This window comes from Tessaracoccus zhenghani, from assembly GCF_055326325.1.
In genome coordinates, this window is record NZ_JBUZNQ010000001.1 from 397,148 (window position 1) to 422,555 (window position 25,408).

24 protein-coding genes are annotated in these 25,408 nt (G+C 68.5%); 5 read left to right on the forward strand and 19 right to left on the reverse strand.

Features of this window, described 5'->3' with window-relative positions; all coding sequences use genetic code 11:
- Positions 1-7: 7 nt before the first annotated feature.
- From ACZK4S_RS01760 to modA, 3 genes are read right to left on the reverse strand one after another with little or no spacing between them, the layout of a single operon-like run.
- A complete protein-coding gene (locus tag ACZK4S_RS01760; RefSeq protein WP_463643162.1) occupies positions 8-1,063 on the reverse strand; it encodes a sulfate/molybdate ABC transporter ATP-binding protein in 1,056 nt (351 codons plus the stop codon).
- Positions 1,056-1,829 carry an ABC transporter permease gene (locus ACZK4S_RS01765; protein ID WP_463643163.1) on the reverse strand — a complete coding sequence of 258 codons (774 nt, stop codon included), beginning with the start codon at positions 1,827-1,829 and terminating at the stop codon, positions 1,056-1,058. Before ACZK4S_RS01765 ends, ACZK4S_RS01760 begins: the two co-directional genes overlap by 8 nt.
- Positions 1,826-2,530: a molybdate ABC transporter substrate-binding protein gene (gene modA / locus ACZK4S_RS01770; RefSeq protein ID WP_463643164.1), complete on the reverse strand. Its 705-nt coding sequence runs from the start codon at positions 2,528-2,530 to the stop codon at positions 1,826-1,828. The genes ACZK4S_RS01765 and modA overlap by 4 nt, the downstream gene beginning before the upstream one ends.
- Positions 2,531-2,593: 63 nt before the next feature.
- Between modA and ACZK4S_RS01775 the strand changes: the two genes are divergently transcribed.
- Positions 2,594-3,112 (forward strand): MogA/MoaB family molybdenum cofactor biosynthesis protein, encoded by a 519-nt coding sequence (locus ACZK4S_RS01775; protein WP_463643165.1) that lies wholly within the window; start codon positions 2,594-2,596, stop codon positions 3,110-3,112.
- On the opposite strand, the gene moaC is transcribed toward ACZK4S_RS01775, so the two are convergent.
- Entirely contained in the window at positions 3,101-3,577 is a 477-nt protein-coding gene (gene moaC, locus ACZK4S_RS01780) for a cyclic pyranopterin monophosphate synthase MoaC (protein WP_076060947.1), read from the reverse strand. The genes ACZK4S_RS01775 and moaC overlap by 12 nt on opposite strands.
- Before the next feature lie 61 nt (positions 3,578-3,638).
- On the opposite strand from moaC, the gene ACZK4S_RS01785 reads away from it, so the two are divergent.
- The gene (locus ACZK4S_RS01785) at positions 3,639-4,172 is read left to right on the forward strand and encodes a DUF488 domain-containing protein (RefSeq protein WP_463643166.1); all 534 of its coding nucleotides are present in this window, start codon (positions 3,639-3,641) and stop codon (positions 4,170-4,172) included.
- On the opposite strand, the gene ACZK4S_RS01790 is transcribed toward ACZK4S_RS01785, so the two are convergent.
- The 12 genes from ACZK4S_RS01790 to moaA all read right to left on the reverse strand — a co-directional run bounded on the left by ACZK4S_RS01790 (position 4,162) and on the right by moaA (position 17,875).
- Positions 4,162-5,361: a molybdopterin molybdotransferase MoeA gene (locus ACZK4S_RS01790; protein ID WP_463643167.1), complete on the reverse strand. Its 1,200-nt coding sequence runs from the start codon at positions 5,359-5,361 to the stop codon at positions 4,162-4,164. The two genes, ACZK4S_RS01785 and ACZK4S_RS01790, sit on opposite strands and share 11 nt — an antisense overlap.
- A complete protein-coding gene (locus ACZK4S_RS01795) occupies positions 5,361-6,110 on the reverse strand; it encodes a HesA/MoeB/ThiF family protein (RefSeq protein ID WP_076060952.1) in 750 nt (249 codons plus the stop codon). Before ACZK4S_RS01795 ends, ACZK4S_RS01790 begins: the two co-directional genes overlap by 1 nt.
- Positions 6,101-6,517, reverse strand: coding sequence for a molybdenum cofactor biosynthesis protein MoaE (locus tag ACZK4S_RS01800; protein ID WP_076061032.1), 417 nt, complete (start codon positions 6,515-6,517; stop codon positions 6,101-6,103). The genes ACZK4S_RS01795 and ACZK4S_RS01800 overlap by 10 nt, the downstream gene beginning before the upstream one ends.
- Before the next feature lie 62 nt (positions 6,518-6,579).
- Positions 6,580-7,968: an MFS transporter gene (locus ACZK4S_RS01805; RefSeq protein WP_076060954.1), complete on the reverse strand. Its 1,389-nt coding sequence runs from the start codon at positions 7,966-7,968 to the stop codon at positions 6,580-6,582.
- Positions 7,965-9,308 (reverse strand): MFS transporter, encoded by a 1,344-nt coding sequence (locus tag ACZK4S_RS01810; protein WP_233120751.1) that lies wholly within the window; start codon positions 9,306-9,308, stop codon positions 7,965-7,967. Before ACZK4S_RS01810 ends, ACZK4S_RS01805 begins: the two co-directional genes overlap by 4 nt.
- Positions 9,309-9,316: 8 nt before the next feature.
- Positions 9,317-10,075 (reverse strand): respiratory nitrate reductase subunit gamma, encoded by a 759-nt coding sequence (gene narI, locus ACZK4S_RS01815; RefSeq protein WP_463643168.1) that lies wholly within the window; start codon positions 10,073-10,075, stop codon positions 9,317-9,319.
- Positions 10,072-10,683, reverse strand: coding sequence for a nitrate reductase molybdenum cofactor assembly chaperone (gene narJ / locus ACZK4S_RS01820; RefSeq protein WP_076060959.1), 612 nt, complete (start codon positions 10,681-10,683; stop codon positions 10,072-10,074). Before narJ ends, narI begins: the two co-directional genes overlap by 4 nt.
- Complete coding sequence (gene narH, locus ACZK4S_RS01825; protein WP_463643169.1) at positions 10,683-12,263, reverse strand: nitrate reductase subunit beta; 1,581 nt, start codon at positions 12,261-12,263, stop codon at positions 10,683-10,685. Before narH ends, narJ begins: the two co-directional genes overlap by 1 nt.
- On the reverse strand, positions 12,263-15,976 hold the full coding sequence (locus ACZK4S_RS01830) for a nitrate reductase subunit alpha (protein WP_463643170.1): 3,714 nt from the start codon (positions 15,974-15,976) through the stop codon (positions 12,263-12,265). The genes narH and ACZK4S_RS01830 overlap by 1 nt, the downstream gene beginning before the upstream one ends.
- A gap of 56 nt (positions 15,977-16,032) precedes the next feature.
- Positions 16,033-16,614, reverse strand: coding sequence for a molybdenum cofactor guanylyltransferase (gene mobA, locus ACZK4S_RS01835; protein WP_463643171.1), 582 nt, complete (start codon positions 16,612-16,614; stop codon positions 16,033-16,035).
- A 4-nt stretch (positions 16,615-16,618) separates the two neighbouring features.
- Complete coding sequence (locus tag ACZK4S_RS01840; RefSeq protein ID WP_463643172.1) at positions 16,619-16,858, reverse strand: MoaD/ThiS family protein; 240 nt, start codon at positions 16,856-16,858, stop codon at positions 16,619-16,621.
- A gap of 18 nt (positions 16,859-16,876) precedes the next feature.
- The gene (gene moaA / locus ACZK4S_RS01845; RefSeq protein ID WP_463643173.1) at positions 16,877-17,875 is read right to left on the reverse strand and encodes a GTP 3',8-cyclase MoaA; all 999 of its coding nucleotides are present in this window, start codon (positions 17,873-17,875) and stop codon (positions 16,877-16,879) included.
- A gap of 72 nt (positions 17,876-17,947) precedes the next feature.
- On the opposite strand from moaA, the gene ACZK4S_RS01850 reads away from it, so the two are divergent.
- On the forward strand, positions 17,948-18,553 hold the full coding sequence (locus tag ACZK4S_RS01850; RefSeq protein ID WP_463643174.1) for a helix-turn-helix transcriptional regulator: 606 nt from the start codon (positions 17,948-17,950) through the stop codon (positions 18,551-18,553).
- A 51-nt stretch (positions 18,554-18,604) separates the two neighbouring features.
- On the opposite strand, the gene ACZK4S_RS01855 is transcribed toward ACZK4S_RS01850, so the two are convergent.
- The 3 genes from ACZK4S_RS01855 to ACZK4S_RS01865 form a co-directional block, all read right to left on the reverse strand.
- Complete coding sequence (locus ACZK4S_RS01855) at positions 18,605-19,492, reverse strand: sugar ABC transporter permease (RefSeq protein WP_463643175.1); 888 nt, start codon at positions 19,490-19,492, stop codon at positions 18,605-18,607.
- Complete coding sequence (locus tag ACZK4S_RS01860) at positions 19,492-21,063, reverse strand: ABC transporter permease subunit (protein WP_463643176.1); 1,572 nt, start codon at positions 21,061-21,063, stop codon at positions 19,492-19,494. Before ACZK4S_RS01860 ends, ACZK4S_RS01855 begins: the two co-directional genes overlap by 1 nt.
- A 116-nt stretch (positions 21,064-21,179) precedes the next feature.
- Positions 21,180-22,487, reverse strand: a complete 1,308-nt coding sequence (locus ACZK4S_RS01865; protein WP_463643177.1) for a sugar ABC transporter substrate-binding protein — start codon at positions 22,485-22,487, stop codon at positions 21,180-21,182.
- A gap of 295 nt (positions 22,488-22,782) precedes the next feature.
- On the opposite strand from ACZK4S_RS01865, the gene ACZK4S_RS01870 reads away from it, so the two are divergent.
- Entirely contained in the window at positions 22,783-23,784 is a 1,002-nt protein-coding gene (locus tag ACZK4S_RS01870) for a LacI family DNA-binding transcriptional regulator (RefSeq protein ID WP_463643178.1), read from the forward strand.
- The gene (locus ACZK4S_RS01875) at positions 23,774-25,399 is read left to right on the forward strand and encodes a glycoside hydrolase family 13 protein (RefSeq protein WP_463643179.1); all 1,626 of its coding nucleotides are present in this window, start codon (positions 23,774-23,776) and stop codon (positions 25,397-25,399) included. Before ACZK4S_RS01870 ends, ACZK4S_RS01875 begins: the two co-directional genes overlap by 11 nt.
- The last annotated feature ends 9 nt before the right edge of the window (positions 25,400-25,408 follow it).

Sequence of the window (25,408 nt, forward strand, 5' to 3'; positions counted from 1 at the left end):
ATCGCGATCAGCCCTGATACAACGCGACCTGGGTCGCCTTGAGGACCGCCAGCACCCGGTCCCCCGGCGCCAGCGCCATCTCCCGGACGGATTCGGGGGTGAGGTCGGCGGCCAAGCGGTGCCCCGCCACGCGCAGGATCACGCGCTGCACCGGCCACCGGTCCTCCACCAGTTCCACCACCGCCGGCAGCACGTTGCGGGGGCTCCCGTGCGGAGCGGTACGGAAGACGGACACCGCCGTGGGAGGGAAGACGGCCCGCGCCTCGCCGCGGGTCAGCCCACGCTCCGCGAGCCCGGCCACGGCGACCCCCTCGCCCAGCGCGAGGGCCCCGTCGTCGTCGATGACTCCGCGCAGCAGGTTGAGCCCCACGAAGTGGGCCAGGAACTCCGTCGACGGCCCCTGCGCCACGTCCTCGACGGCGCCGCCCCCCACGACGGAGCCCTTTCCCAGCTCGATGACGTGGTCCGCCAGCGACACCACGTCGAGGAAATCGTGGGTCACCAGCACGGTGGTCAGCCCGCGCAGCCGGGCGCGCAACAGTCGCCGGAGTTCGGGAGCGACCGTGGCGTCCAGCGCCGCGAAGGGTTCGTCGAGCAGCATCACGTCGGGGTCGATGGCCAGCGCCCGGGCCAGCGCCACGCGCTGCGCCTGGCCCCCGGACAGTTGCGCCGGGCGCCGTTGAGCGAGGTCCCCCAGGCCGATCTCCTCCAGTTCCCGCGCGGCGCGCTCCCGCGCCGCGGCCATCGACGCGCCACGGGAGCGCGGCCCGTAGGCGACGTTCTCGAGCACCGTCAGGTGCGGGAACAGCAGGGCGCGCTGCTCCAGGTACCCCAGCCTGCGACGGTGTGCAGGCAGCAGACGGCCGGGTGCCGACACCGTGCGGCCCAGCATCGTCACGGAGCCGGTGTCTGGGGCCAGGCTCCCGGCGATAAGATGGATGAGGCTCGACTTGCCGGACCCGTTGGGCCCCACCACGGCGACGGTCCTGCCCTCAGGGATGCCGACGGCGAGGTCCAGGCCGCGTGCGGCCACCGTCGCCTCGATGCGCACCGCGTCAGTCATGCAGGCTCCTCAGCCCGTGCGAGAGCCCCACCACCAGCGCGGCGACGGCCAGCAGCACGACGGCGAGCGCCAGCGCCAGGTCCGTATCGCCCTCGCGGAGGAGGTAGATCTCGAGCGGCAGCGTGCGGGTGACGCCCTGCAGGGAGCCTGCGAAGGTCAGCGTGGCGCCGAACTCCCCCAGCGCCCTGGCGAAGGCGAGCGCGGTGCCGGAGCCGACGGCCGGCGCCAGCATGGGCAGCGTCACGGTGAAGAAGGAGCGGGAGGGGCTGGCGCCGAGGTAGGACGCGGCCCGTTCGTAGTCGCCGCCAGCGGCACGGAAGGCGCCCTCCAGGGAGACCACCAGGAACGGCAGCGCCACGAAGGTCTGCGCCACGATCACGGCCGCCGTGGTGAAGCCGATCTCGATGCCGAGCACCGACAGGTGCTGCCCGATCAGGCCCCGACGCCCGAGCGCGATCAGCAGCGCAAGCCCGGCCACCACGGGCGGCAGCACCATGGGCACCGTCACCAGGGTGCGCACCCACCGCGCCCAGGCGCCCCTGGAGCGGGCGAGCACCAGCGCCGTGGGGGTGCCGATGACCAGCACGATCAGTGTCGAGACGACGCACGTGGCGAGGCTCAGCGTGAGCGCGTCCATCGCGCGTTCCGAGGCCAGGAGTTCGGGGAGGCGCCCCCAGGGAGCCCGGATGACGAGCGCCAGGAGCGGGACGGCCAGGAGTGCCACCGCGACGCCGAACGGCAGCCAGGCCCACCGTGGGACGTTCATGACGGCGACCCGAACCCGAAGCCCTGCAGTTGCGCGCCCCACTGACCCGCGAGCCTTTCCGCGTAGGCACGCGCAGCTTCGGGGCGAGCGGCGCCCTTCAGCACGGCCACCCAGTACGTGGTGGGATCCTGCTCCGCCCCGGGCACCGGGAGGATCTCGACGGCCTCGGAGGTGGCCGCATCGGTGGCGTAGACCAGCCCTGCGTCGGCTTCGCCCGAAGCCACCTTGCCGAGCACGTCGGTGACCTTGGTCTCTTCCGACACGGGCCTCAGCGCCACGCCATTCGAATCGGCCAACCGCCGGCTGGCGGCGCCGCAGGGCACCTCCTCGGCACAGACCACCAGCTTCACACCGTCGAGCGAGGCGTCGAACCCTGTCACGCCGCCAGGGTTGCCGGTTGGCACCACCAGGACGAGGTGGTTCGTCGCGAACATCACGGGCTCGCCGTCGATGAGTCCCTCCCTGACAGCGCGGTCCATGGTGTTCCGGTCCGCAGAGGCGAACACATCGGCCCGTGCGCCACCGGCGATCTGGTCGACGAGGCCGGAGGACCCGTCGAAGGAGTAGTCGGCCTCCGGCTCGAGTTGCGGGAGTACCTGATGGAGCGAGGCTGCGGCGAAGACCCGCAGCGGGCCCCCGGAGGTGGGCGCGCACCCGGTCAGGGCCGACGCGGCCAGGGCGAGGCCGAGCACCCAACGCATGGCACCCCTCCTCGCCTCGTCGCCAACGCCGTCCTCCACAACCTATCGCCTAGGCTGGAATCCATGAGCCATCCCGCCGCCGTGATCACCTGCTCGGACCGCGCCTTCGCCGACGTCTACGAGGACCGCTCCGGCCCCGTGGCCGCCCTCGCGCTGAGGGAGGCAGGGTTCGACACGCCGGATCCGGTGATCGTGCCTGACGATCCTGAGCAGATCCGGCTCGCCGTCGCCAGTGCTGTGGACGCGGGTGCCCGCGTGGTCGTCACCAGCGGGGGTACCGGGGTCAGCCCCACGGACATCACCGTCGAGATCACCCGAGACCTCATCGCCTACGAGGTGCCCGGGCTGATGGAGGAGGTCCGCCGCCGGGGGGCCCAGAGGCAGCCCCTGGCGCTGTTGAGCCGCGGCGTGGCGGGCGTGCTGGCCCTTCCCGACGCGAAGCGGGCGCTCATCATCAACGCTCCCGGTTCACGCGGTGGGGTGCGTGACACGATGGCCGTCATCGGGCCCCTGCTGGCCCACATCGTCGACCAACTCGACGGGGCCGATCACGACATGAGCGCGCCGGCGTCACACGGCTGACGGGCGCACCCAGTCGCCTGAGCGGCCACCGCTCTTGGCCGTGATCTTCGCCGAGACGATCTCCGCGCTGCGGTCCACGCCCTTGACCATGTCGACGATCGCCAGCGCCGCGACGGTGACCGAGGTGAGGGCCTCCATCTCGACGCCGGTGCGGTCAGCCGTGCGCACGGTGGCGGTGATGTCCACGCCGCCGTCGGTGATCTCGAGCTCCACCGTGCAGCCGTGCACCCCGATGACGTGCGCCAGCGGCAGGAGGTCCGGCGTCTTCTTGGCGGCCGCGATGCCGGCGACCCTGGCCACGGCCAGCACGTCGCCCTTCGGCACTGTGCCGGTGCGCAGCGCCTGCACCACCTCGGGCGACGTCCGCACCGTGGCGACGGCGGTGGCGGAGCGGACGGTCGGCTGCTTGGCGGTGACGTCGACCATGAAGGCCTGGCCCTGACCGTCGAGGTGGGTGAATTCCATGCGGCAAACCTACCGTGCGGGCTGCGGACCGGATGAGGGCCCGAGCGCCTAGCCTTGGTGGATGCCGTTGTTCACCGTCGGACATTCAGACCGCAGTATCGAGGAGTTCATCGACCTGCTCGCCGCCCACGAGGTGGGCGTGCTCGCCGATGTGCGCAGCCTGCCGGGGTCGCGCAAGTTCCCGCACTTCAACAGCGAGGCGCTCGCCACCTCTCTCCCGGAGCGCGGCATCGAGTACCTGCGGATCGAAGACCTGGGTGGGCGCCGGAACAAGTCGAAGACGGTGGACCCGTCGCTCAACGGGTTGTGGCGCAACCAGAGCTTCCACAACTACGCGGACTGGGCCATGGGCGAGGATTTCGGGCGGGCGTTGCAGCAGTTCCGGGCGCTCGGGCCCCGCCGACCCACCGTGATGTGTTCCGAGGCGGTCTGGTGGCGGTGCCACCGCCGGATCATCGCGGACCACCTCCTGGCGCTCGGCGACGACGTGCGGCACATCATGTCGCCCACCAAGGCAGACCCCGCCACCCTCACCCCTGGAGCCGAACCGCGCCACGGGTCTGTGACCTATCCCGCGGATGACCTCAGCGGGTGATCAGCACCTCAACGGTCTCCCCAGGCGACTCCCGGTCCTCAGGCACCATCGCCATTCCGTCGGCACGGTGCAGTGAAGCGATCAGGTGCGAGCCGGAGCCCAGCCCGTGGGAGGGGGCGACTCCCCCGTCGACGAGCCGCACCGGGATGTACTGGCGGCGGCTGGAGGACTTGCGCCAGGTCTCGCGCACCGGCAGTTGGAGGGTGAGGGGCTTCTTCGCCGCTCCGGTGAGCTCGGCCAGGAGCGGGCGGAGGAACAGCCAGGCGGAGACCCAGGTACTGACGGGGTTGCCTGGGAGGCCCAGGAAGGGCACGCCCCTGCCGTCCGCGGCGCGCAGCAGCCCGCTCGCCTGGGGTTTCCCCGGCTGCATGTTGACCCGGACGAACTCGATGTCGCCCTCCACCACCTGGCGCACCACCTCGAAGGCCCCCACGGAGACGCCGCCGGTGGTGACGATCACGTCTGCCGCAATCGCCTCGTCGAGCACCGCGCGGAACTGGGCTGTGTCGTCGCCGACGGCGCGCCTCAGGACGACGTCGCCGCCGAAGCGCGACACCAGCGCCTCGAGCAGATAGGAATTGGAATCCGGGATCTGGCCGAAGCCCAGTTCTTCCCCCGGCGCGACGAGTTCGTCTCCCGTGGCCAGCACCGCCACCCGGGGGCGGCGACGCAGCGGCACGCTCCCGTAACCGATCGACGCGGCGGCCGCCGTGGCCTCCGCGCTCCACACGGTTCCCGCGGGCAGCACCAACTGGCCGACCGGCACGTCCTCGCCCCTGTGGCGCACGTGCCTCCCGGCGTCGACGGTCTCGTGCACGACGACCCACTCCGGCAGGGGCGCGTCGCCCATGGGCTGGTCCGTCAGTTCCACCGGCACCACGGAATCGGCCCCGGGCGGCAGTGGCGCCCCCGTCATGATCCGCGCGCACTCCCTCGCGCCGACGGTGGGCGCCCACGAGGCGCCGGCGGGCACGTCGCCGATCACCCTCAGCCGCACGCCGGCGGAGAGGTCTGCGGCCCGGACAGCGAAACCGTCCATCGCAGAGTTGTCGAAGGGCGGCACGGCGAACCGCGCGGAGAGTCCCTCGGCCAGCACGCGGCCGACGCCGTCGGACACCGCCACGTCCTCCGCGGGCACCACGGTGGCCAGGCTGACGACGCGCGCGAGGTAGTCCTCAACGCTCAACATCAGGCGGCCTTTCTCAGCGGGAGCACAGCCCAACGGCCGCGGGCGGCGTCGAGCACCATGACACGCCCGACGAGCGGCTCGCCGTAGCCGGCCAACAACTTGATGGCCTCGGTGGCCTGCAGAGCACCGATCTGGCCGACCATGGCCCCGAGCACGCCGATGTCGGTGGCCTTCGGGTAGTCACCGTCGGCCGGTTCGACGGGGATGAGGTCGCGCAGGTAGAGCCTGTCCCCGTGGGCGTCGGGGACACCGAAAACGGAACACTGGCCCTGCATGCCCACCGCGGTGGCCCACACGAGGCGTGCGCCCACGGCCTCCGCGGCGTCGGAGATGAGGAACTTGGCGCCGAACGTGTCACAGCAGTCCATCACCAGATCGAAACCGGTGAACAGTTCCTTGGCCCGCTCGAGATCGATGTACTCGGGGAACTCCTCGACGGTGACGTCCGGGTTCAACGCCCGCAGCCGCTCGGCGCCCGACACGGCCTTGTTGCGGCCCAGTTCGGTGTGCAGCACCTGGCGCTGCATGTTCTTGAGTTCCACGTGGTCGCCGTCGACGACCCCGATCCGGCCCACGCCGGCGGCCGCCAGGTACGGCAGCGCCGCGGACCCCAGGCCCCCGGCGCCGATCACCAGCACCGACGACGACAACAGCCTCTGCTGCCCCTGGACGCCCATGCCCACCACGTCGATGTTGCGGACGTAGCGCTCGAGTTGCTCCTCCGTGAGCGGTGCCTGCGTCACGGGCATTGGGACCACTCGTGCGTGCCGTCCGCGAGGAACTGCTTCTTCCAGACGGGAAGAATCTCCTTGACCCGGTCCACGAGATCCGACGCGCACTCGAACGCCTGCTTGCGGTGCGAGGCCGCGACGGCGACGAACAGCGCCACTCCCCCGATGCCGAGGTGACCGACGCGGTGCTGGGCGGCGATGGCGTGCACGCCGTCGCGACCCACGAACTCCTCCACCACCTGACGCATCACCTGATCCGCCGACGGGTGGCCGACGTACTCGATGGCCGTGACCGCCTTGCCGTGGTCGTGGTCGCGCACCACCCCGGCGAACGAGACCACGGCACCGGCCCGGTCGTCGTGCACGGCCGAGAGGAGCGCGTCGGTGTCGACGTCGGTGGAGGTCACGCCAGCGGTCCGGATCATGGCTGTCATGGTATGTCCTTCGATCGTTTCCCTCGCTCCCCTCGCACGGTCACCGTGCCGGCTCAGCTGGGCTTCGGGGCCCCGGGCCGCGCGTAGCGCACCCAGGCGATGCCGATGCACATCACCGCGAAGACGGCGCCGATGATGTAGAACGTCGTGGGCGACATGATGGTGAGGCCCACGCCGAACAGGAACGGCCCGAACGCGGCGATGGCGCCCGTCCAGCCGATCACGCCGCCGGCCTGGCGTCGCTCGAAGATCATCGGCATCTGCTTGAACGTGGACGCGTTGCCGATCCCGGAGAACAGGAAGATCGCCAGCATGCCCCAGAGGAACAGGTTGAACGAGCTCTGAAGGGCCTCCGCGCTGGAGTAGTCCGGCGTCAGCGACGGGATGGTGATGAGGATGGACACGAAGATGCCGATGCCGGACACCAGGGTCCAGACCGCACCGCCCATGCGGTCCGTGAGCGGTGAGAACAGGATGCGCGCACCGGCCCCGACCAGCGGGCCGAGGAAGACGAACTTCACCGGATCCGGCACCGAATAGCCCTCGATGAGCACCTGGGCAGCGGCACCGGCGCCCTCCACGATCTGCGGGTTCGCGGCGCCGTAGAGGTTGGCCATCAGCAGGCCGAACTGCGCCGACAGGCCCGAGAACGTACCGAAGGTCATGATGTAGAGCAGCGTCATCAGCCAGGTGTCCGGGTTGTTGAAGATGTCGAACTGCTGCTTGATGTTGGCCTTGACCGGCACGGACTTCAGGACGATGTAGGCCCAGATGGCGCCCGCGATGATGAAGGGGAGGTACACCAGCGCCGAGTTCTGGTACCAGATGGTGACCGGCTGCTCACCGGAGACCGCCATCTGCTGCGAACCCAGGAACGTGAACATGCCGAACGAGATGAGCCAGGGCGTCAGCAGCTGCACGAGCGAGACGCCGAAGTTGCCGATCCCGGCCTGTAGGCCCAGCGCGGTGCCCTGCATGCGCTTGGGGAAGAAGTAGGAGGTCGACGGCATGAAGCCGGAGAAGGCGCCGCCGCCGATACCGGCCAGGAACGCCAGCCCCATGAGGCGCCAATAGGGCACGTCGGGGTTGGTCACTTCGAAGCCCCAGCCGAGGACCGGCAGGATCAGCAGCAGGGTGGTGAGCACCACCATTTTGCGGGTGCCGATCTTGGGCGGGAGCACCATCCAGACCAGGCGCAGGAGGCCACCGGAGAGGCCCGGCATCGAGGCCATCCAGTACAGCTGCGCCTTGGTGAAGGTGAAGCCCAGCGCGTTGAGCTTGGGGATGATGGCGCTCGGCAGGAACCACGCCACGAAACACAGGGTGAGCGTGAACGTCGACACCGTCAACGTGTTCCAGGCGAGCTTCTTGTCCCACTTGGACTCGTCCTCGGGGTCCCACGAGACGAGCCAGTCGCCCTTCGTCTCCAGCTTTGTACTCATTGCGTGGCCTCCTCCATGGGTCGTTCGATCGTGCCGGCGAGTTGCGGGGTCTCCTCATGGAGCATCCGGACGATGGTGATGTGCATCCACGCGGCGCAGATCACCGTGAGGACGAAGATGACGAAGAACGTGCTGCTGGGGAACCCGGACCACGTCTTCGAGTAGGCGAACAGGGGCGGCAGGATGAAGCCGCCCAGGCCGCCGAGCGTGCCCACGAGCCCGCCGACAGAGCCGACGTTCTCCGGGAAGTACTCGGGGATGTGCTTGAAGACCGCCGCCTTGCCGAAGCCCATGGCACAGCCCAGCAGGAACACCACGAGGACGAACCAGGGCAGTTGCATGGAGTAGTGCAGGTGCTGGGTCTGGGAACCGTCGGGATGCACGATGGTGATGTGGCCGTTGGGCATCATGAGGATGCCGCTGGTGACCAGCATCAGCGCGAACGTCCAGTACATGACCTTGCGGGCGCCCCACCGGTCGCTCATCCAACCCCCGACGGGGCGCAGCAGCGAGGCGGGGAAGATGAAGGTGGCTGTCAACAGCCCGGCGAGGGCGAGGTCGATGTCGAAGTTGTCCACGTAGTACTTGGGCAGCCACGCCGACAACGCCACGTAGGCGCCGAACACGGCCACGTAGTAGACGCTGAAGCGCCACACGCGCACGTTGCTGAGCGGCTTGAGCATCTCGGAGACGGGCTTCGCCGTGCCGGGGGCGCGATCCACGCGCGGCACGATCAGCCACGTGGCGACGCCCGTGATGACGAGCAGCACCGCGTAGATCACGGGGATGAGCCGCCACCCACCCTGGATGCCCAGGAAGAAGGTGGAGCCGGCCGTGGTGGTGATCAGGACGGGGCCGATGAATTTGGTGACCGACGCGCCGACGTTGCCGGCCCCGAACACGCCCAGCGCGAGCCCCTGGCGGCTCTTCGAGTGCCACGCGGAGTTCCAGGTGGTGCCCACGGAGAAGAGGTTGCCCGCGAAGCCCACGAGGAACGCCAGGACCAGGAGCATCGTGTAGTTGTCCGCCAGCGAGACCAGATAGGCGGGGACGGCACAGGCGAACAGCAGGAAGAGCGTGACCTTACGGCCGCCGATGCGGTCGGCGATGATGCCCGCGGGCAGCCGCCACATCGACCCGTTGAGGACGGCCAGGGCGGCGATCCAGCTGAGTTCTTCGTCCGAGATCCCCAGTTCCTTCTGGATGGGGATGCCGAGGATGCCGAACATGAGCCACACGGCGAACATCAGGGTGAACGCGATGGTGGACATCGTGAGTACCCGGCCTGCGCCCTTGCCGGTTTCGTGGATGGGCGCGACCTCGATGAGGTGTTTGGTCAAGGGAGGTCCTAGCGACGGGTTTTCTCGTTGTCACGGGTACCCACCGGATCCCAGCCCCGGCCCGTGCGGGTGGCCGAGCGGCGCGGCGAGGTGGCGCGGGTGCGGTACACGATGTAGGGGCGGAAGAGGTAGTGGAACGGCGCTGAGAAGGCGTGCACCAGCCGGGTGAACGGCGTGATCGCGAACAACAGCAGGCCGATGACCACGTGCGTCTGGAACTGCCAGGTGGAGGCGGCCATCGCGTCCACGTCGGGCTGGAGGACGAACAGTGAGCGGAACCAGATGGAGACCGTCTCGCGGTAGTTGTGTTCGGTGCCGTCGGCGAACCGGTCGCCGGTGAGGGTGGCGACCATGCCCAGGCCGATCACCGTGGCCAACACCAGGTACATGATCTTGTCGTTCCAGGTGGTGGCGGCGAACACAGAACCGGTGCGACGCCGACGCCAGATCAGCAGCGCCAGACCGACGACGAGCGCCAGGCCCGCCAGACCGCCGCCGTAGTAGGCACCCAGGTGGTACGTGTGCTGGTCGAGACCGACCCAGTCGGTGAACACCTTGGGGATCAGCAGGCCCACGAGGTGGCCCATGAGCACGGCGATCAGCGCGAAGTGGAACAGCGGCGAGGCGACCTTGAGCATCTTCGACTCGTACATCTGCGAGGACCTGGTGGTCCAGCCGAACTGGTCGAACTTGTAGCGCCAGATCAGCCCGCCCACCAGGACGAAGAGGACGACGTAGGGCAGCACGCCCCAGAGCAGGAATTTCATCGTGCGGCTCCTTGCATCGTGGGATACGGCAGGAGGGTCTGCTCCAGGCCGACGGTTTCAGCAGGCGGTCCGGCCATGAGGTCGCGCACCTCGGCGCGCGACTGCGGCGACGCGCCACCCAGCTGGGCGCAGATGGCCGCCAGCAGCCCCGTCTGCGGCAGCTTGTCCTCCGCCAGGCCGATGCGCAGCAGTTCGAGCGAGGCCCGGAACTTGTTGAGCAGTGCGACGCCCAACTCGGGATTCCCGACCGCGGCGAATTCGAGCACCATCGGCAGGAAATCCGGCAGTTCGCCGTCGAGGTCGACAAGCAGGCCGGAGTCGCGGTACGTCTGCTTGATCGCGGCCAGCACCTCCCCGCGACGGCGGGTGTCGCCGTCGGTCCAGTACGTCAGGTGGAGCGCGTGGCGGCGGGACAGGTCGAACTCCTGGACGTGCCAGGACTGCAATTCCATCAGCGGCATGGAGCGCAGGTGGGCGATCGTCGGCGCGAAGTCGGCGGCGGCGCGGGTCTGCCCCACCGCCTCCTCCACGAGGTCGAGGCGGCCCAGGAGCTCCTCATCGGGGTACGTCAGCAGCAGGCCTGCGGCCTGGAAGATGACGGCGCTCATCACACCGCCCCCGGGTCCGTCTGGCGGGCCTTCGCCGAGGCGAAGCTCTCGATGGCCACGGGGATGGGACGCCCGGACGACGAGCCGAACGGCCCCTCGCCACCGGCGCCCGGTCCGCCTTCGAAGTCGAGCGAGCAGCCCATCTCCTCCAGGTTGTGGGCGTCCTCCCGGTGCGCCTTGGGGATGACGTAGCGCTCGTCGTACTTCGCGATGGCCAGCAACCGGTACATCTGCTCCAGCGCCTTGGGTTCCATGCCGACGGCGTGCGCCAACTCCGGCTGCCGCTCGCGGCCGAGCGTCACGTCACGCATGTACGAGCGCATCGCCGCCAGCTTCTGCAGTACCAGGGTGACCACGTCGGCGTCGCCCGCGGTGAACAGCTCCGCGAGGTACTCGACGGGGATGCGCAGCGTGTCGATGGCGCCGAACAGGTTGCCACCCGCCTCGGAGTCGTGGCCCTGCGCCTTCAGCAGGTCCACCACCGGCGACAGCGGGGGCACGTACCAGACCATCGGCATGGTCCGGTACTCCGGGTGCAGCGGCAGCGCGACCTTGAAGTGCTTGATCAGCGCGTAGACAGGGGAACGCTGGGCGGCCTCCAGCCAGTCCGACGGGATGCCGTTGGCCTTGGCGTCGCGGATGACCTCGGGGTCCTTCGGGTCCAGCATCAGGTCGAGCTGAGCCTCGTAGAGGTCCTTGTCATCGGCGAGCGCGGCCTTGGTGACCATGTCCGGGTCGTAGAGGATGATGCCGATGTAGCGCAGGCGCCCCACGCAGGTCTCGGAGCACACCGTCGGCAGCCCCACCTCCAGGCGGGGGTAGCACATGGTGCACTTCTCGGCCTTGCCGGAGCGGTGGTTGAAGTAGATCTTCTTGTACGGACAGCCGGTGATGCACTGGCGCCAGCCGCGGCACTTGTCCTGGTCCACCAGCACGATGCCGTCTTCCGCACGCTTGTAGATGGCGCCCGACGGGCAAGCGGCCATGCAGGACGGGTTGAGGCAGTGCTCACAGATGCGGGGCACGAAGAACATGAAGGTCTTCTCGTACTCCGCCTTGATCTCCTGGTTCGCCTCTTCGCGCAGTTTGCGCACGATGGGGTCCTGGTCGATCGTCTCGCTGATGCCGCCCAGCGAGTCGTCCCAGTTGGCCGAGGCGGTGATCGCCATGTTGTCGCCGGTGATCAGCGACTTGGGGCGCGCGACCGGGAAGTCGTCGCCGAGCGGGGCCTGGATGAGGTTCTCGTAGTCGTAGGTCCACGGCTCGTAGTAGTCGCCCAGTTCAGGCTGCACGGGCGAGGCGAAGATGCTCAGGAGCTTCTTGAACCTGCCGCCCGAGCGCAGCTTCAGCCTGCCCGACTTGGTGCGGACCCAGCCGCCCTGCCACTTCTCCTGGTCCTCGTACTGCCTGGGGTAGCCGAGGCCCGGGCGGGTCTCCACGTTGTTGAACCAGACGTACTCGGTGCCGGCGCGGTTGGTCCACGCCTGCTTGCACGTCACGGAACACGTGTGGCACCCGATGCACTTGTCCAGGTTCATCACCATGGCCACCTGGGCCATGACACGTCGCTGCTTTGCCATCAGTACTGAACCTCCTGCGAGCGGCGGCGCACCGTCGACACGATGTCGCGCTGGACGCCGGTGGGGCCGATGTAGTTGAAGGCGTACGCCTGGTGCGCGTAACCGCCGATGAGGTGCGTCGCCTTGAGCAGGATGCGGGTCACCGAGTTGTGGATGCCGCCGCGGCGGCCGGTGGCCTCCGACTTCGGCACGTCGATGGTGCGTTCCTGCGCGTGCTGCACATAGGCCACGCCGTCGGGCAGTTTCGGGGTGACGACGGCGCGGGCCACGAACACGCCGTTGGCGTTGGTGAGCTCGATCCAGTCGTTGTCCCGGACCCCGATGGACGCCGCGTCGGCCACGCTCAACCAGGCCTGTGGACCGCCTCTGCCCAGGCTCAGCATCAGGAGGTTGTCCTGGTACTCGGAGTGGATGGACCACTTGTTGTGCACCGTGAGGTAGCGCAGAGTGATCTGCTTCTCCCCGGTAGGGCCCAGTTCAGGCTCGCCATAGGCGGCCGTCATGTCGAGCGGGGGCCGGAAGGTCGGCAGGTTCTCGCCCGCATCCGTCATCCAGTCGTGGTCGAGGAAGAAGTGCATGCGGCCCGAGAGGGTGTGCCACGGCTTGAGCCGCTCCACGTTGATGGTGAACGCCGCGTAGCGGCGGCCACCGGTCTCCGAGCCGGACCACTCCGGGGAGGTGATGACGGGCTGGGGGGCCTGCTGGGTCTGGGCGAAGGTGATCCGACGCTCTTCGAGGCCCTCCGACAGATCTGCCAGGCGGCGGCCGGTCTTCTTCTCCAAGGTGCGGAAGCCCTGCGTCGCCAGTTCGCCGTTGGTGGTGCCGGAGAACATCAGGATCGCCTCTGCCAGGCGCTTGTCGGTGTTGATCGCTGGGCGACCGGCGGCCGGGCCCGAGGGGTAGACACCATGCAGCTGACCGAGCTCGCCCACCTGGTGCGAGACGTCGTACGTGATGTTCTTGACCGTGAAGCCCAGCTCCTCGGCCAAGGGGCCGACGGTGAGCAGCTTGTCGGCGATCGCCGTGTAGTCGCGCTCCACCACCTGCAGGATGGGCAGGTTCCTGCCGGGCACGGCCGGAAGATCCGTGCCCCGCCAGTCCGGCACCGTGCCGCCCGGCTGGGCCAGCTGGCCGGGGGTGTCGTGCTGCATCGCCACCGCGACGAGGTCCCTGCGGGTGTCGAGGCGCCCCTTGGCCATCTCGGAGAACTTGATGGCCAGCTCAGCGAACACGTCGAAGTCCGACTTCGTCTCCCACGGCGGGTCGATCGCCGGCGTGAACGCGTGCACGTAGGGATGCATGTCGGTGCTGGACAGGTCGTACTTCTCGTACCAGGTGGCGGCCGGGAACACGATGTCGCTCAACAGGGTGGAGCTGGTCATGCGGAAGTCAGCGGTGATGAGCAGGTCGAGCTTGCCCTCCGGGGCCTCGTCGTGCCACTTCACCACCTCGGGACGGAGGTCTGCCCCGTGCTGGTTCTCCATCACGTTGTTGTGGGTGCCGAGCAGGTGCTTGAGGAAGTACTCGTTGCCCTTGGCGGAGGAGCCGAACAGGTTCGAGCGCCACAGGATCATGGTGCGCGGCCAGTTCTGGGGCGCGTCGATGTCCTCCACGGAGCTCTTGATCTCGCCGGACTTCAGTTTCGCGGCCACGTAGTCCTGCACGCTGGCCGCGTCACCCCGGTCGACGGCGGCCTGCGCCTCGTCCGCCAGGTCCAGCGGGTTCGCGTCGAACTGCGGGTAGAACGGCATCCAGCCCAACCGGTGCGACAGCGCCACCGCATCAGCGGTGTGCACGCCGTCGAGGCTGCCGGTGGACAGCGGCGACTTGATCCGGTCTGCGGAGAAGCCGTCGGTGCGCCACTGGTCGGTGTGCATGTACCAGTAGGCGGTGCCGATCATGGTGCGCGGCGGGCGCGACCAGTCCATGGCGTTGGCCATGTTGAACCAGCCCGTCATGGGGCGGCACTTCTCCTGGCCGACGTAGTGGGCCCAGCCGCCGCCGTTCTTGCCGATACAACCGGTGAGCATGAGCAGCGCCATGATCGAGCGGTAGGTGGTGTCGGCGTGGAACCAGTGACAGATGCCGGCGCCGATGATGATCATCGTGCGGCCCTTGGATTCCTCGGAGTTCTGCGCGAACTCGCGGGCCGTGCGGATGCAGGCCTCGGCGGGCACGCTGGTGATCTCGGCCTGCCAAGCCGGGGTGTAGGGCGAGTCGACGTCGTCGTAACCCTTCGCCCAGGTGCCGGGCAGGCCGTCGCGTCCGACGCCGTACTGGGCGAGCATCAGGTCGAAGACGGTGGTGACCAGGTGGTCACCGACCTTCCGTGCGGGGACGCCCCGGCGGATGATGGAGCCCACACCCTTCGGGTCCTCGAAGACGGGCAGGGCCACCTCGACGCCCTGGGTGCCGTCCTGGCCGAGGAGCGACAGGGCCGGGTCGATGCTGCCCAGCTCCAGGTTCCACTGGCCGGCGCCGTCCTCGTTGTAGCGGAAACCCATCGATCCGTTCGGCACGGCGGGCCCGGCGGCGGCCTGGTCCCACATGACGGTCTTGAAGGCTGCGTCCGGCTTGTCGGCGTGCTCGGGCAGGTCTGCCGCGGTGAGGAACTTCCCGGCGGTCAGGCCGTGGCCGTTCGGGTGCTCCACCAGCGTGATCAGCATGCCCAGGTCCGTGTACTGCTTCACGTAGTCCTGGAAGTAGGGCACCTGGCGGTCGACGAAGTTCTCCTTGAGCATCACGTGGCCCATGGCCATCGCCAGGGCGGCGTCGGTGCCGGCCTGGGCGGGGAGCCATTCATCGGCGAACTTCACGTTGTCGGCGTAGTCCGGGGCGACGGTGACCACCTTGGTGCCGCGGTAGCGGACCTCGGCCATCCAGTGCGCATCCGGCGTGCGGGTGACCGGCACGTTGGAGCCCCACATCATGAGGTAGGTGGCATCCCACCAGTCACCGGATTCCGGCACGTCGGTCTGGTCACCGAAGACCTGGGGCGACGCGACGGGAAGGTCGGCGTACCAGTCGTAGAAGCTGGTCATGGCGCCACCGATGAGGTGGGTGAAGCGCGTGCCGATGGCGTGGCTGACCTGACTCATCGCCGGGATGGGCGAGAACGACACCACCCGGTCGGGGCCGTAGTTCTTGATGGTGTTGACGTAGCTGGCGGCGGCGATCTCCAGCGCCTCGTCCCAGCTGATCCGCACGAGGCCACCCTTGCCGCGCGCCTGTTGGTAGCGGCGGCGCTTGGCCGGGTCCGTCGAGATCTCGCGGAACGCCTCCACCGGGTCACCGAGGCGCTTCTTGGCCTCGCGGTACATCTCGATGAGGACGCCCCGGCCGTACGGGTAGCGCACCCGCGTCGGGGAGTAGGTGTACCAGGAGAACGCGGCGCCGCGGGGGCAGCCGCGCGGCTCGTACTCGGGGCGGTCAGGACCCGTGGTGGGATAGTCGGTCTGCTGAGCCTCCCACGTGATGATGCCGTCCTTGACGTACACCTTCCACGAGCAGGATCCGGTGCAGTTCACGCCGTGCGTCGAGCGCACCACCTTGTCATGGCTCCACCTGTCGCGGTAGAACACGTCACCCTCGCGTCCGCCCTGGCGGAACACGGCACGGTCGTCATCCGTGGTCTCCCATTGAGTGAAGTACCGCCCGAGTTTGAGGAGGGCGTCAGCGGCGGGGCCGTCAAGGCGCGCGGAATCTGTACTCATGCGCCACAGTCTGCCTGCATCGGGGGCCGTTTGTATGACATTTTCGAAATTATGTCTTACGGCGTGTCGTAGAGCAACCGATCTGCCCGAGCGAACTGGTCCGGCGTGTCGAGATCGGCTGTGACCGACGGCGGCGCGGGCACCCGTGCGACGTCCAGGCCGCCCAGGAATCGGCGCACCGAGAGGTCGCGCACCTCCCCCGCTTCGCCGACCGCCCGACGCAGGGCGCCGAGGCGGTAGCGGCCCGCGAGGTACTGGGGCCACCCCTCCGCATCGACCAGCACCACACCGTCCTTTCCGAGCTGTGCCGTGGTCAGGAGGTCGACGACTGCCTGGGGGTTCGCCAGGTCCCCCGCGAGGATGACCACCGAGTCCACCCCGTCGTTCTCAGGGGGCGCGTCCAGGGCCAGCAACCCCGCCACGATGCCCGCCACGGGCCCCCCGAAGGGTGGGTCCTCCAGCGCGAACTCGACGTCGAGCCCGGGCTGCTCGTGACCCGCCACCACCACGCGCGCGGCGACGCCGGCGGCGGCCGCGCAGGTGCGCGCGAGCAGCGTGGCGCCGTCGAGTTCGAGGGCCAGTTTGTCCGTGCCCATACGGGCCGATCGGCCCCCGCCCAGCACGATGGCGGCGATCACGGGCTCATCCCCCGGCGAAGGGCGGCAGCACGTCCAGCGACTGGACCTCTGAGAGGTCCGTGCTGCGGTCCGTGATGCGGGTGCCGTCTGCCAGCAGGGCGCTCACATTGAGCACCTTGGCCAGGCGCTCGTTACCAACGGCGAGTTGGCTGACCAGCTGGTCCGCGGTCAGGCCACGGGCCTCGATGACTCGGCTGTCGGCGCCTGCCGCTTCGGCAGCGCCGGCGAAGAACCGGACCTCCACAGATTCATCTCCCTACTGTCAGCCGCCGATGGCACTCATCGTGCGGTTTGGCTGGACGAAATCCACCTCGTCGATCCCGTGGGCCCTCGGCTTCGCGCGGTGGGCGCCGGTCCAGGCGGCGACGAGGTCGGCGTCGGAGCCGCCACCGCGCAGGATGGCGCGCAGGTCCGTCTCCGTGCGGGAGAACAGACAGGTGCGCACCTGGCCGTCCGAGGTGATGCGGGAGCGGTCACAGTCGCCGCAGAAGGGGTGCGTCACCGAGGCGATCACGCCCACGAGCCCACCGGGCTGCGCGTCGTCCGCCGCGACCCGCCACAGCTGCGCCGGGGCCGCACCCCGCGGTTCTTCGGCGGGGCTGAGCTCGAAGCGCTCTTCCAACGCGCCCAGGATTTCCGCGGCGGTGACCATGGCGTCGCGGTCCCACTCCCCCTTGGGACCCAGCGGCATCTGTTCGATGAAGCGCAGTTCGTATCCCCGCTCCAGGCAGAACTGGGCCAGCGGCACGATGTCCGGCTCGTTGACACCGCGCATGATCACGGAGTTGATCTTGACCGGACGCAGCCCTGCGGCCTGCGCGGCCTCGATGCCCCGCAGCACATCCGGCAGCCGGTCCCTGCGGGCGAGTTGCGCGTAGCGTTCGCGGACCAGCGAGTCCAGGGAGATGTTGACGCGGTTGAGTCCGGCGGCCACCAGGCCCTCGACCCTCTTGTCGAGGCCGAGGCCGTTGGTGGTGAGCGCCAATTCCGGGCGGGGGGTGATGGCGGCTGCCGACGCGATGATGCGCTCCAGCCCGGCGCGCAGCAGCGGCTCTCCGCCGGTGAAGCGGATCCGGGTGACGCCCAGCTTCTCGACGGCGACCCTGATGACGCGAGCCATCTCGTCGTCGGTGAGGGTCTCGTCAACGGGCTGCCAGTCCAGCCCCTCCGCGGGCATGCAATAGGTGCAGCGCAGGTTGCAGCGGTCCGTGAGCGAAACGCGTAGATCACGCGCCGTGCGTCCATATCCGTCAACCAGCATGTCCGCATGCTACCCGGACTTTCACCACACCCCTCGTGTAAATGCCCTGCGACGCTGTGTTTAAATGGATTGATGCACGGTCTAGGCCCCACTCGTACCCGCGTTCTGTCACTCCTGCAGTCGGCCAGCGGGCCATTGACTGTGGGCGCAGTGGCCCAGCAACTGGACCTGCACAAGAACTCAGCGCGGTTCCACCTCGACGCCCTCGTCGACTCCGGTTTCGCGGAGCGCTCCACGGAGCCCAGCGGCCGCACCGGCCGCCCACCGCTGCTCTACTCCGCCACCAGCGAGTCCCCCACCATCGGCAACACGCACCTGCTGGAACTGGCGAACGCCCTGCTGGGCGAGTTCGTCGCCCCGGAGAGCGACGGCCCCGAAAGGGCCCGCCACGCGGGCAGGATCTGGGGCGCACGGTCCCGCGACCCCGAGGCGCTGGGTGTCGAGAGCCTCAAGGCCCACCTCAGCCAGCGCGGCTTCGGAGTGCTGACCACGGAGGACTCGCTGACGTTCACCCGCTGCCCGTTCCGCGAGGTCATCGACGTCGATCAACTGCCGCTGGTCTGCTCCGTGCACCAGGGCCTGCTGGACGGCATCACCGAGGGCTCCCGGTTCACCGTGGGCCACCTCGAGGTGGGCCCACGGGTCTGCCGGGCAGCACTCAGCGTCGACGCCACCTAGGCCTTCAGCGCCTCGCCCTCCTGGGCGAGAGGACGACGGAGACCTGTGGCGTCAGCCCTTCACGCCACCTGCCGTCAGGCCGGAGACGATGTACTTCTGGAGGTACATGAACAGCAGGATGATCGGGATGGCCGCGATGACCGCGCCCGCCGCGAACAGTCCCCACGGGGCGTTGCGCTCATCGGAACCCCAGACGTACAGGCCCACCGCCAGCGTGTAGTTCTCCGGGCGGGCCAGGATGACCTTGGCCAGGATGAACTCACCGTACGAGCCGACGAAGCTGAGCAGGCCCACCACGGCGAGGATGGGCGTCACCAGCCGCATGATGATGCCCCAGAACACCTGGGCATGCGTGGCCCCGTCGATCTTGGCGGCCTCGTCGATGTCCATCGGGATGGTGTTGAAGAAGCCGTACATCAGGAAGGTGTTGGCGCCCAGCGCGCCACCCAGGTAGATGGCGATGAGCTGCAGGTGCGAGCCGATGCCGAGGATCGGGAAGATCTCGCCGAGGGTCAGCGCCAGCAGGAAGATGGCGATGAAGGCCAGCATCTGCGGGAACATCTGGATGATGAGCAGCGCCGTCAGCCCGCCGCGGCGGCCGGCGAACCGGAAGCGGCTGAAGGCGTAGGCCGCGGCCGCGCCCATCAGCACGGTGCCGATGGCGGTCACCGAACTGACGAAGAACGAGTTGATCATCCACTTCGTGAAGTCCGTGGTGAACAGGCGCTCGTAGTGCACGCTGCTGAACGCTCGGAACAGCCGATTGGAGCCCGTCAGGGTGCCGCCCGGGTTGAGCGAGGCCGACAGCACGTAGAGGATCGGGAACAGGCAGTAGGCGATCACCACCAGAGCGAGGATGTGCTTCCACCCCACCTGGCCCCACCAGCGGCCGCCGCGCAGGCGGGTGTCGTTGTCACCGTTGGCTAGCTTCCTGGCCATCACATGATCTCCTCAAGCTTGCGGGTCTGGCGGAAGCCCAGCCACGAGATGAAGCCGACCACCACGAAGATGAGGATCGACATCGCGCTGGCCAGGCCGAACATCCGGTTGCCGCCCTCGAACGCGATGGCGTAGACCATCGAGATGAGGATGTCGGTCTCGCCGATCGGCCACGGTGCGCCCGCATAGTTGGGCCCACCGCCGGTCAACATGAAGATCAGCGAGAAGTTGTTGAAGTTGAACGCGAAGCTCGCGATCAGCAGCGGCGCGACCGACACCAGCAGCAGTGGCAGGGTGATCGACCAGAACCGGCGCAGCGGACCTGCGCCGTCCACCACCGCGGCCTCGGTGAGCTCTCCGGGGATGGACTGCAGCGCTCCGGTGGCCACCAGGAACATGTAGGGGAAGCCCAGCCAGAGGTTCACGCCCAGGATGGCCAGCTTCGCCATGGTGCCGTCCGTCAGCCAGGGGATGGCCGCCCCTCCCAGCAGCACCTCGTTGATGAAGCCGAAGTCGCGGTTCAACATGCCGCGCCAGACCAGCGCCGCGAGGAAGCCCGGGAAGGCGTAGGGAAGGATGAACAGTGCCCGGTAGACGGTGCGGCCCTTGATCCGGGGATCATTGAACACCACCGCCAGCATCAGGCCGAAGGCGAAGGTGGTGAGCACCGACAGGATGGCGAACGCGAACGTCCAGCCGAGCGCTGCGAAGAACGGCCCGGCCAGGCGACCGTCGGTGAACATCGTGGTGAAGTTGTCGAAGCCGACGGTGACGCGCCAGCCCGGCGTCAGGCTCTGGCCGTCCTCGGCCACGAACAGGCCCTGGCTCTCGTCGGCCGTGTAGACCTTGCCCTCGGGATCAGTGAACGTGTCGGCCGCCTCGTCGTAGATCAGCAGCGACTTCGCGACATAGGCCATGGCGGCGTTGTCGGTGCGCAACCACCCGTCGTCGGGATTGTCCGTCATGGACACGCGGAGGTCGAGCACGTCGCGTTGGCGCTGCTGGATCTGGGCGAGCGTGAGCACTTCGGCGCCCGGCACCTCGGTGACCTTGTCACCGTCGACGACCGCGTCGGCAACCTCCTCGAGCGGGGTGTCGGTGTCGCCCACCTTGGCCACCCCGTCCTGCACGACGGCGAAGGCCACCTCACCTTCGCGCTCCAGCACGGTGACGGGGTAGGTCTGGGTGCCCTCGACGCGACGGTCGGCCGTCTTCATGATCTGCGTGATCGCGGGGGCCTTGGCGTCGTTGTGGCCGTCGCCGTAGTTGGTGAAGGCCACATAGGCAGTGTTGGCCATGACGTAGATCTGGAACACGATCAGGAACAGCAGGCCCGGCACGAGGTACTTCGCGGGGATCGCACGCTTCGTGAAGTACACGTAGTCGACGACGATGAGGGCCAGGGCCAGGAAAATGAGGACTCCCCATTCCTGCTGGCCGTAACTGGCCAGGATGCCGTACAGGCCAAGCGCGTTGACCAGCATCATCAGGACGAGCTTCACATAGAAGCCCGGGCGCGAGATGTCGCGCGCGTGGGAGAGCCGCGGCGACGGGTCTGTCGAGCTGCTCACAGTTGATCCACCTTCGCTTCGTTGCGGAATTGACATTGACTATAGGGGAACGGATCGCTCCAGGCGTGGAATCGGGGGCCGCACCGGCGTACGGTGCGGCCCCCGATCAGCTGTTATCAGCCTTCGACGGCGCCGAAAGCTTCCTTGATGTTGGCGTTCATGGCGTTCCAGGCTTCGGCCGGAGCGGCCTGGCCGTTGATGATGCTGACCTCAGCACCGCCCCAGAACTGCCACACGGCGCCCATCTCGGGGATGGCCGGCATGGGCTGGCCGTCCTTGCCCGCCTCGCCGAAGCCGGCGAGCAGTTCGTCGGAGACAGCGTCGGCGGATTCGGTCAGGGCCGGCAGACGGCCGCCCTTCTCGAAGAGCACGTCCTGGGCTTCCTTGGTGGCCATGTAGTCGATGAACTGACCGGCCAGGATGGCGTTCTCGGACTGCGAGGAGAGGAACACGCCCTGCACGCCCACGAACGGAGCGGAGGGTTGGCCGCCGGCGGAGGGGACGGGGAGGACCGAGATGTCCATGTCAGCGGCCGCGAACTCGGTGGTCCACCAGGGGCCGGTGATCATGTACGGGGTCTTGCTGTCGAGGAAGGCCTGCTTGGCCTGGTCGCCGCCCATGGAGACGGAGACGACGCCCTCATCAGCCAGCTTCTTCAGGTACTCGGCGAAGGCGAGCCCCTCGGGGCCTTCCATGCCGAGCTCAGCTGTGTAGTCGCCGTTCTCGTCGGTCTTGAACACCGGTGCGCCGAACGAGGTCTGGATCGGGTACAGGTGGTACGCGTCACCGTCCGGGCCCTGCTGGATCACGACGGGGAACTCGGCGCCTTCGGCGGTCTTGCCTTGGGCGATCAGCTCGTCGAAGGTGGCCGGGGTGTCCTGCACCATGGCGTTGTTGCGCACCAGCGCGATGTTCTCGACGGCGTAGGGGACGCCGTAGGTCTGGCCGGCGTCGGTGAACGCACGGAGCGAGACCTCGGAGAAGGCGTCGGCCTTGTCACCGAGCTCGACGGGGGAGATGACGCCGTTCTTGACGAGGTCGCCGGTCCAGTCGTGCGCGCCGACGATGAGGTCGGGACCCTGGCCCGTGGGTGCCTGCGCGATGAAGTCGGTCTTGATGTCCTGCGACGGCTTCTGGACGACGTCCAGGGTGACGCCCGTAGAGGTCTGGAACGTCTCGCCGAGGGCCTTGAAGCCTTCGATGCGGGTCTCGTCGACCCAGACGGTCAGCGTGCCGGTCGCTTCGGCGGGAGTGGATTCGGTGCTCGCCTCCGCCGAGGCCGAAGCCTCGGTCGAGGGGCTGGCGCTGCCGGCGGTCTCTTCGGCAGCGGGTTCAGTGGTCGTCGTGGCGCCGTTGCCGCCGCCACAGGCGACGAGCGTCAGCGAAAGCCCGGCCGCGGCAACGGCGAGGAGGCTCTTGCGCATGTGGGTTCTCCTTGGTTTGGGTCGGGTCGCCTCGGTGCTGACCCGCTAAAACGATAGTAACGGTTTTTGCAACGCTTGCAACCTCCCTTGCGTAACAAGTCGATAACGAAGGGCAGCGATCACGCCCTCTGCGCCGGACCACGGACGTCAGACCTCGACCTCCGCGCTCACCCGGCGATGTCTGCCCGCGGGAAGGGTTTCTGCAAAGAGCTTGCAACGGGTTGCAAAGTGTTGCAGGATGGGCTGCAACTGATCAGTTGCAACGCGCACGTCTTTTCAACGGAGAGGAGGCAACGTGATCCCCCAGGGCGCAAAACTCGCGGACCTCGCTCGGGCCGCCGGAGTGTCTACCGCCACGGTATCCCGGGTCCTGAACGGGAAACCAGGCGTGGCAGAGGCCACGCGCCGGACGGTGCTGTCCTCCATCGAGGCGCTCGGCTACTTCGTCGACGACCAGCGCGCCGGTGCGGACGACGGGTTCATCGCGGTGATGGTCCCCGAGCTCGGCAACCCGGGGTTCGCTGCCTTCGCCGCCGAACTCTCCCTGCAACTATCGGCGGCCGGCCGGCACATGATCCTCTGCACCGCCGGCCCCGGAGCCACCACGGAGGTCGCCTACCTCGACGCCCTGCTGGGCGTGGAGATCTCCGGCATCATCTCGGTGTCCGGAACGCTCGCCGACAAGCTCGTCGGGCACGACCACTACCAGCGGCTCATCTCCGCGGGAGTGCCCGCGGTCTTCATCAACGCGCATGACCCGAACATCGACGGATCGTTCTTCTCCACCTCCGACGCGGAGGCCGTGGCCATGTCCCTGGCCCACCTGCGCCAGTTCGGGCACGAGAAGATCGGACTCGCCGTCGGTCAACAGCGGTACCTCCCGGCCCAGCGCAAGATCGACGCGTTCCTCGCCCACGGCCTGTCGCGCGGCAGCATCGTGTCCACCATCTTCAGCGTCGAGGGCGGGCAGTCCGCCGCCGCGCGCCTCTTGGGGGCCGGCCACACCGCCATCATCTGCGGCTCGGACCTCATGGCGCTGGGCGCCATCCGCGAGGCGCACGCCCGGGGCCTCGACGTCCCCGGCCACGTTTCGGTGGTCGGCTACGATGACTCGCCAGTGATGGCTTTCACGTCTCCCGGGCTCACCACGGTGCGCCAGCCGGTGGCCGCTCTCTGCCAGGCCGCCGTCGGCGCATTGATGAGCGCGATCCGGGGTCTCCCCACAGATTCAACCGAGATGTTCTTCCATCCCGATCTCATCATCCGACAATCAACAGGACCTCACCATGGCAACTGAGTGGTGGCGCGACGCCGTCATTTACCAGATCTATCCCCGCTCGTTCGCAGACTCCACCGGCGACGGTTACGGAGACCTGCCCGGCATCATCGACCGGTTGCCGTACCTGCGCCAACTGGGCGTCGACGCCGTGTGGTTGTCGCCGTTCTACACCTCTCCCATGTCGGATGCCGGCTACGACGTGGCCGACTACTTCAGCGTCGATCCGCTCTTCGGCGACATCACGGACGCCGAACGGCTGATCGAGCGTTCGCACGAGCTCGACATCCGGGTGCTCGTCGACCTCGTCCCGAACCACACCTCGGACGAACACAAGTGGTTCCGCCAGGCGCTGGCCAGCGAGCCCGGCTCCCTGGAACGCGGCCGCTACCACTTCGTGGACGGCCTCGGCGAGAACGGCGAACTTCCCCCCAACAACTGGAAGTCCGTCTTCGGCGGCCCCGCCTGGACCCGGGTGGACGACGCGGCCGGCAACGGTGAACGCACCCAGTGGTACCTCCACCTCTTCGACGTGAAGCAGCCGGACCTCAACTGGAGCAACGAAGAGGTTCGTCAGGGCTTCGACGAGATCCTGCGGTTCTGGCTGGACAAGGGCGTCGACGGTTTCCGTGTCGACGTCGCCCATGCCCTCGTCAAGGCGCACGGCCTGCCGGACTGGGACGAGGAGCAGGCCATGCTCGACGGCCTGAGCGGCCCCATGTGGGACCAGGACGGCGTGCACGACATCTACCGCCGCTGGCGTCGGATCCTCGACGAGTACGACGGCGACCGCAGCCTGGTCGCCGAGGCCTGGGTCTCAGACCCGGACCGGCTCGCGCTGTACCTGCGCCCCGACGAGATGCACACGGCCTTCAACTTCCAGTTCCTGGACAGCCGGTGGGATGCCGAGGAGTACCGCACCAAGATCGCGCGGACCCGCGCGGCCGACGCGGAGGTGGGTGCGCCCACCACCTGGGTGCTGAACAACCACGACGTGGTGCGCAGCGTCAGCCGGTTCGGCCTAGCAGACCCCGGCTCCAGTCATGAGGGCCTCGGCTCCGAGGACGAGCAACCCGACAACGAGGTGGGCCTCCGGCGCGCCAGGGCGGCCGCGCTGCTGATGTTGGGCCTGCCGGGCTCCGCCTACCTCTACCAGGGCGAGGAGCTCGGCCTGCCCGAGCACACCACGCTCCCCGACGAACTGCGTCAGGACCCCACGTGGTTCCGCTCGGAATTCACCCGGGTGGGCCGCGACGGCTGCCGCATCCCCATGCCGTGGGAAGCGGACAGGGCGGCCTTGGGCTTCTCGCCCAACGGCGCGCGCTGGCTGCCGCAGCCGCCCGAGTACCGCAGCCTCGCCGTCGACCAGCAGGTGGGGGTTGAGGGGTCCACCTGGGAGCTCTACCACTCAGCCCTCGCGCTGCGGAAGGAACTGGGCCTCGGTTCCGGTTCGATCGAGTGGGTGCACGCGGGCGAGCACGTCGTCGCGTTCGACAACGGGGGCGTGCGCGTCATGACCAACGTGCTGGGCGATGCTGTAGCGCTGCCGGAGGGCTACCGCGTGCTGCTCTCCAGCACTCCCCTGGACGACGGCGTGCTGCCGACGGACGCGTCCGCCTGGTTGACCACCGAGTGACGCCGGCCC

Coding starts and splice junctions, on each gene's coding strand:
- ACZK4S_RS01760 (WP_463643162.1), bottom strand. CDS start 1,063: ATGACTGACGCGGTGCGCATCGAGGCGACGGTGGCCGCACGCGGCCTG.
- ACZK4S_RS01765 (WP_463643163.1), bottom strand. CDS start 1,829: ATGAACGTCCCACGGTGGGCCTGGCTGCCGTTCGGCGTCGCGGTGGCA.
- modA (WP_463643164.1), bottom strand. CDS start 2,530: ATGCGTTGGGTGCTCGGCCTCGCCCTGGCCGCGTCGGCCCTGACCGGG.
- ACZK4S_RS01775 (WP_463643165.1), top strand. CDS start 2,594: ATGAGCCATCCCGCCGCCGTGATCACCTGCTCGGACCGCGCCTTCGCC.
- moaC (WP_076060947.1), bottom strand. CDS start 3,577: ATGGAATTCACCCACCTCGACGGTCAGGGCCAGGCCTTCATGGTCGAC.
- ACZK4S_RS01785 (WP_463643166.1), top strand. CDS start 3,639: ATGCCGTTGTTCACCGTCGGACATTCAGACCGCAGTATCGAGGAGTTC.
- ACZK4S_RS01790 (WP_463643167.1), bottom strand. CDS start 5,361: ATGTTGAGCGTTGAGGACTACCTCGCGCGCGTCGTCAGCCTGGCCACC.
- ACZK4S_RS01795 (WP_076060952.1), bottom strand. CDS start 6,110: ATGCCCGTGACGCAGGCACCGCTCACGGAGGAGCAACTCGAGCGCTAC.
- ACZK4S_RS01800 (WP_076061032.1), bottom strand. CDS start 6,517: ATGATCCGGACCGCTGGCGTGACCTCCACCGACGTCGACACCGACGCG.
- ACZK4S_RS01805 (WP_076060954.1), bottom strand. CDS start 7,968: ATGAGTACAAAGCTGGAGACGAAGGGCGACTGGCTCGTCTCGTGGGAC.
- narI (WP_463643168.1), bottom strand. CDS start 10,075: ATGAAATTCCTGCTCTGGGGCGTGCTGCCCTACGTCGTCCTCTTCGTC.
- narJ (WP_076060959.1), bottom strand. CDS start 10,683: ATGAGCGCCGTCATCTTCCAGGCCGCAGGCCTGCTGCTGACGTACCCC.
- narH (WP_463643169.1), bottom strand. CDS start 12,263: ATGGCAAAGCAGCGACGTGTCATGGCCCAGGTGGCCATGGTGATGAAC.
- ACZK4S_RS01830 (WP_463643170.1), bottom strand. CDS start 15,976: ATGAGTACAGATTCCGCGCGCCTTGACGGCCCCGCCGCTGACGCCCTC.
- moaA (WP_463643173.1), bottom strand. CDS start 17,875: ATGCTGGTTGACGGATATGGACGCACGGCGCGTGATCTACGCGTTTCG.
- ACZK4S_RS01850 (WP_463643174.1), top strand. CDS start 17,948: ATGCACGGTCTAGGCCCCACTCGTACCCGCGTTCTGTCACTCCTGCAG.
- ACZK4S_RS01855 (WP_463643175.1), bottom strand. CDS start 19,492: ATGGCCAGGAAGCTAGCCAACGGTGACAACGACACCCGCCTGCGCGGC.
- ACZK4S_RS01865 (WP_463643177.1), bottom strand. CDS start 22,487: ATGCGCAAGAGCCTCCTCGCCGTTGCCGCGGCCGGGCTTTCGCTGACG.
- ACZK4S_RS01875 (WP_463643179.1), top strand. CDS start 23,774: ATGGCAACTGAGTGGTGGCGCGACGCCGTCATTTACCAGATCTATCCC.